Raw genomic sequence first — 3,624 nt, forward strand, 5'->3', positions numbered from 1 at the left:
CTGGCTGACTTAAATAAGAATCAGCTAGCAAATCTGGCGATGAAGGCTTAATTTGGTAAAAAATTTATTTTATAGGTTTTTATAGATCCAAAATAGCGGTCTCTTACATTTTGCATGCACTTACAGTACTCGCTCCTGTTCTGATTGATGTATCTGGACAGATACGGTATAGGTGTATCTAACAGCCATTGTTGAATGAGGTACAAAATATTTACAATTCGTCCGGTTCTTCCATTTCCGTCACAGAAAGGATATATGACTGTTCATCTGATCATGAGTCAGGTCGATTGGATTGTCCTGTTTCCTCAAAGTCAGGTTGTCTTGAAAAAGGTCTTTGTTCAGCGGGTATTTTTGATGTGTCTCAAGAAGACTCAAATAGACTCAGTGAAGTTGAATTCAAAGTTAAATAACCTTCATAAACCGGCTTTTTCACATAACTGCAGGATAGAGACAATGAAACACACCATACGCCGGCTGTGGATGGTGTCTGATCCGGCACATACGGGCTGCCGGATCGTGTCAGGAATACCGTAACGGTGCGATTGATGGAGACGTGTCTTATATCTGACTGCGCACCGGAATTTATGCGGCGCAGGAATCTACTTTAGATTTTTCATAAAGGTTTCAAGCTCCGCATCAGTAATATTTCTGCTGTGAATCTCAAATATCAGGCTTCCGTCAGGCTGCTGTAAAATCGAACCGTCTGTAATAACGGGAACACTGTACTGCGGTGACGTGCAGTCTCTGAATGTATACAGTCCGGCTGAATTCCCCGCTTTTTCGAGTGGTATGGTGTTCTGACAGAAATCCTGTATTTCCTCGGCAGGAACCCTGTCTCCCGGACTGCTTTTTCTGAGGATGACATAGCTGAACAGCTGTCGGGTTTCAGGATTGATAAACGTCCTGGCAATATCAGGCATTTCATGAAAATCCGGATATCTGAAAGTCGGGAGAATCACGTATCCTTGAGGAACGGAAAGAGAATCATGGTTTGCTGACGGAGCTTCAGCCGACGGATAGTCCTGAGCCGCAAGACTCAGCTGAAAGCTTTCGTCGTATTCCATTATTTCGGATATGAAGTTTTCCGGAAAATCAGGAGTATGAACTATAATCTGATAAAAACCTCCGGAAACGTATATGTCGCCGTTATAGCTAAGGTCATCGGATATTCTGCAGTTTTTAAAAGATGCGTGATCATCGATGAAATCATCGTCCTGAGGCGGAGGAGCAACCTCAATGCCGGTGCATCCGAATACCTTCGGCACCAGCGTGGCGGCTATCTTATGGTGATTCGTGAGATTCTTCGGATAGTCGGCGAGATATAACATGGCTTTTATTCTGCCGTTATCGTCAAGAAACTGTTTGCCGTAGAAGGCTTCCGGATATGCGAAACTGTCTTTTACCGTGTACACGGCTACCAGACCGGCTTTCTGATTTCCTTCGCTGAATCCCGCATAAACGTCCGTGGTAAGAGTCATGGCCGTCAGTGACAGAGCAATGCAGACCGTTTTCTCTGAAAAATTTCTGAATGAGTTCTTCATGCAGATCTCCGGATTAAACCATATTTCAACTTCGACTTACATGTCTATTATAGATCGGAATATCTGATTTAAACATTCATGCCGTACTGCCGGAACATGATTAATCGTGAATCAGATCCGGAACCGGAACATGCAGTTCTTTCCGGATTCGATACGGACAGCGCTTGAATCAGTCTGTATCCGGCCTGTCCCGGAACCGGAGCTGAGGTATGCCAGTCTGCGGAGATATAACCGCGAGGTGCTTCTATGCTGATATAGTGAGGATTGTCTGCAGGCATGTCCGGATAGAACCGCATCATTATGATCATGACCTGAAACTGATCCGGTGTGACGAGGAATGATTTTTCTTCTCCTGCCTCTCTGTATATGCGGCCGTCACAGGCATGAATATATTCAGAACCTATTACCAGACTGAAACAGGCGCATTCAAACGCATAACCGTTAAGACAGGAACGTCTGATCTTGTTCCCTTTACCACTGTATTAAGGATGCGTTTTCATCCATCTGCTGAATATCGTCAGACCTGATATGCAGTGGGGAATAATTATCAGAAGCAGGATGAATACCGCAATCATGACAATGACCGCCATACTTCAGCCGGTTTGACGATAAAGCGGATAATCCTCCCGTTACAAGAAGTATTAATGCGATGTCCTTATAATTCTGTTTTTCAACTGCTTTTATGATTTCCGGAGCAATAAAAATCACGCATAAAAAATCGTTGCGGCAGCTGTTGCCCTGACAGGTGAAGGCGAGCCTCTTCCGCTGCTGATTCATTCAGGAAAGCTCCGGTACAAAATTGAACATCTTCTCGAAATCAGACATATCTGACATAAAAGAAATGAAATTATTACTGATGGTGATATATTACTGAAATTATTCGAAACAGCGTTTTTTATTCCCCGTATTTGACATAACTTATGGTTCTTTTTGTTTGGATTCTTGATTTTATCAGCAAATTATACATGCCGATTATTTTTGTGATAGTTGTCGCCGTGTTATTTTATAAGGTTTATTTCAGCTCGCATTCAACAGACAGAGAAGAAAAAGAAGAGGATAAAATCAAAAAGGGATACGGCCGTTCCGGTTCAGATCGGAGAAAGTCGTCCGAAACTTCAAGGGACATTGATACCAAGTCCGCCATCATGCGCATTCTCGGCTACATCGCCAGGGGAAATCCGGCGGTTACTCCCCGAGAGAACGCCAGTGCGGATAACGTCATAAACCGCCTTGATCCCCGTTACAACACCATACTTAAATATGCATACGGTACGGGTTGCAGCTACGGTTATGATCCGCATGTTGACATAGACATAATACTCAGGGCATATTCCGGAGACCATGATGCCTACGTCAAGGTTGTCTCCTTCATGGTGTTCATGGCTCTTGCCGACAATAAGATAATTCCTGAAGAGGAGAAAAGAGTAAAGGAGATTGCCAATGCTCTTTTCGTAACCGTGGAGGAAGTTGATGCTCTCATCAGGGAAATGAAATCGTATACCTTCGAAGAGGCATCCAGAAAACCTGACGAGGAAAAAAGCAGGGAGTTTTACAGTCACAGTTTCCATGATTATTCCTATACCTACACCGGCAGAAATCAGCGTGACGAATTCGGCGGCAGAAAAAGAAAGTCTGCCGAAAGCGAAGGAAATTATGAGGATGCGCTCCGCCTTCTCGGCGTGACTGAAAACTCAACGGCGGGAGAGGTGTCGCGCGCCTACAGAAGACTCATTAAAAAATATCACCCGGATCTGATTAAGGCCAAGGGGCTTCCGGAGGATATGGTTTCGGTATATGAGGAAAAGACCAAGGAAATCAATCAGGCGTACGATATTGTAAAAAAACGTCGCGGTTTCTGATGCTTTTCTTCAGAAAACAGAATATGAGCAGGGACGGTATCCGCTTTCCGATATGCTTAATTCGTGAACAAACAGGCTTTTTTGCCTCACTATATAAAGTATAGTAGCCCCCTGAACATGATAATACCTGACTTTCGAGTTTTTCGCCAAATCCTTGTGAGAACTTTTAAAATTACTAAAGAATTTGCCATCGTGATTCACTTTTAAAAATACCAGTTATTTGA

Annotated in this window: 4 protein-coding genes; 1 reads left to right on the forward strand and 3 read right to left on the reverse strand. The window is 43.6% G+C overall.

All coding sequences use genetic code 11. The features are described from left to right. Positions 1-599 precede the first annotated feature (599 nt). The 3 genes from QZU58_RS10050 to QZU58_RS10060 form a co-directional block, all read right to left on the reverse strand. Positions 600-1,541: a hypothetical protein gene (locus tag QZU58_RS10050; protein ID WP_294496473.1), complete on the reverse strand. Its 942-nt coding sequence runs from the start codon at positions 1,539-1,541 to the stop codon at positions 600-602. Between the two features lie 68 nt (positions 1,542-1,609). Beyond that, positions 1,610-1,849, reverse strand: a complete 240-nt coding sequence (locus QZU58_RS10055; protein WP_093143023.1) for a hypothetical protein — start codon at positions 1,847-1,849, stop codon at positions 1,610-1,612. A 163-nt stretch (positions 1,850-2,012) separates the two neighbouring features. Next, positions 2,013-2,318 (reverse strand): hypothetical protein, encoded by a 306-nt coding sequence (locus QZU58_RS10060; protein ID WP_294463354.1) that lies wholly within the window; start codon positions 2,316-2,318, stop codon positions 2,013-2,015. Positions 2,319-2,461: 143 nt separating this feature from the next. Between QZU58_RS10060 and QZU58_RS10065 the strand changes: the two genes are divergently transcribed. After that, positions 2,462-3,400: a DnaJ domain-containing protein gene (locus QZU58_RS10065; protein WP_093143018.1), complete on the forward strand. Its 939-nt coding sequence runs from the start codon at positions 2,462-2,464 to the stop codon at positions 3,398-3,400. Positions 3,401-3,624 lie beyond the last annotated feature (224 nt).

Source organism: uncultured Ruminobacter sp., from assembly GCA_902764345.1.
Classification (GTDB): domain Bacteria; phylum Pseudomonadota; class Gammaproteobacteria; order Enterobacterales; family Succinivibrionaceae; genus Ruminobacter.